A 2206-nucleotide genomic window follows, 5' to 3' on the forward strand; every position below is an offset into this window, starting at 1 on the left:
TCTATTATCGGAGCCGCTGACTTTTACTACACTTTTTGTTACCTTCGATACTTGAATTTGCAGTCCGCTGAACTCATTACCGGAACTTTCATTTGGAATACTAATAGAGCCAATCATGGCAATACCGTTTATACAATCATCTAAGGTTAGATTAGTGAATCGGTTTCCATTTACAAAGTTATATTTATTTTTAACTTTTGGCTCCTCAGCCTCCAATTTAACGCCGGTTTGAAAGCCTGCAATATTTATGTCAGTAAAATTGACAAAACTAATAAAATTACCTGAACCCCCAGCATATAGATGAAGAGCTGTCCCCTTATGTGAACCGCTGGTGTTTAAGATCGTTACATTGTTGATTCGGGTTTTGTCCCAGGACCAAAATTTTTGATTTCCGTCTAAATAAATGACGTCTGAATCAAATTCAGCATTGACAATTTCAAGAATTCCATTTAACAGGGATGCATTTTTCTCTACTTCAATAACTTTAAAGTTCCCTTCGATTTGTAACGTTGTATTTTGGCCAAATTCTAGTTCAATGCCCTCCTTTAAAACGATTCCTTTATTCAGAATATACCTCTTATTTCCAAGTAACTTTACAGTTCCAATTTTCGAATCATGACTGAAATGGATCGCTTCTTGAATGGAAGTAGAATCGTCCTTTGCATCGTCGCCATTGGCTCCGAAGTCCTCCACATTCACATATTCGTTTTGACTATTTGCGGTCATGGTGACAAATTGGTCTTCCTTTTTCAATCCAAGATTCTCGGCAACATTGTTATTAAAAAAAAGGATGCCTGCTACGACAAAAATAATCGCTGTAAGATAAATAATATTGCCCCTTCTTTTCATACTAATCTCCTAACAACAATGTATTAATTTCTTTATATGAGTGATTATAGTTCATTATAACGAACAAGTCAATAATATTACCTCTATTATAGGTATTTTTAATCAGGTCTTTGGTTTGCTATTTTGTATTGCCAGTTTTATTTCCCTCAAATCTGCTTCATTAATTAATCCAGACTCCAGGGCAGTGTTAATAAAAACACTCCAATCTATTAAAGGATTTTTTTGGGGATTTCTTGTTTCCAACGTTGAGTTATTTGGACTGAGAAGGGTCTGAATATTAACCTCTAATGCTGCGGCAATTTTCACTAGCACTTCAATGGATGGGTTTGTTTGAATATTTCTTTCAATGTGGCTTAAGTAGGACTTGGAGATATCTGTTTTCTCAGCCAGCTGAGATAACGTAAGGTTTCTTTCTTGCCTTAATTTTTGAATTTTTGTACCTAACATAGAGAACCTCCTTTAATAAATTTCACTCCTTTCTCTAATGTCATTATAGTGAACAATATATTCTTTGTAAAGAACATTAAATGTCAATTTTTCTGATCCTTTTTAGTTTTATTTGTTTTTTTCTAAAAATCAAATTGACATCGCTCCAAAGTTGTAGTAAATTTTATAAATAATCTAAATATTGATTTCTTATCAAGAGAGGTTGAGGGAATGGCCCTGCGACGCCTCAGCAACCATCAATGGGGAAACTCATTGAAAAGGTGCTAAGTCCTGCAGATTAGCTGCTGCTAATTTGCAAGATAAGAAGAATGACAATTTGGTCGTACTTACAAAAGTCTTCTTCTTATAGAAGGCTTTTTTTATATCCTAATGACTTTAGTGCCTCGTAGCATTAAAGCACCGCAGAAAGCCAATATTTATAGTTTACTAAACAAGGAGTGTGCACCATGTACAAAATTGATACGAAACTTGCCCAAATTGGAAATCGCAGTGACACTGCAACCGGAACAGTGAACCCTCCGGTTTATTTTTCAACAGCTTACAGACACAATGGAATCGGACAATCAACCGGATTTGACTATTCACGGACAGGGAATCCAACACGACAGCTCCTTGAAAAAACAATTGCCGATTTGGAATGCGGTGATCAAGGGTTCGCCTGCAGTTCAGGAATGGCTGCGATTTTCACGATCCTATCCTTATTCCAAGCGGGGGATGAATGGTTAGTGAGCGAGGATTTATATGGTGGTACCTACCGGTTATTAGAAAGGCTATAAAAAATGGGGCTTTAAGAATTCGAAGCGGCGCACGAAAAACGCGAAAGCGTTTCACGATAAATGCGAACGCCTATCTAAGTTGTTGGGTTGGCAAGTTATATCGGCGGCTACAACCGAACGAAGAACAACAAAAC

The 2206-nt window shown here is 36.7% G+C and carries 2 protein-coding genes, 1 pseudogene and 1 riboswitch; of the genes and pseudogenes, 1 reads left to right on the plus strand and 2 read right to left on the minus strand.

What is annotated here, in order from left to right; all coding sequences use genetic code 11:
* Positions 1–849 (minus strand): glycosyl hydrolase family 28-related protein (locus ACO1D1_RS23175; protein ID WP_423337305.1); only part of this gene is annotated, 849 nt, incomplete at its 3' end.
* A gap of 102 nt (positions 850–951) precedes the next feature.
* Entirely contained in the window at positions 952–1296 is a 345-nt protein-coding gene (locus tag ACO1D1_RS23180) for a helix-turn-helix domain-containing protein (protein WP_149871415.1), read from the minus strand.
* Between the two features lie 186 nt (positions 1297–1482).
* Positions 1483–1602, plus strand: a riboswitch (SAM riboswitch).
* 140 nt (positions 1603–1742) lie between these two features.
* Here ACO1D1_RS23180 and ACO1D1_RS23185 point away from each other — a divergent pair.
* Positions 1743–2082: pseudogene (locus ACO1D1_RS23185) on the plus strand (PLP-dependent transferase); the annotation flags it as partial.
* Between the last annotated feature and the right edge of the window lie 124 nt (positions 2083–2206).

It is taken from the genome of Neobacillus sp. 19, from assembly GCF_049463095.1.
Classification (GTDB): domain Bacteria; phylum Bacillota; class Bacilli; order Bacillales; family Cytobacillaceae; genus Neobacillus.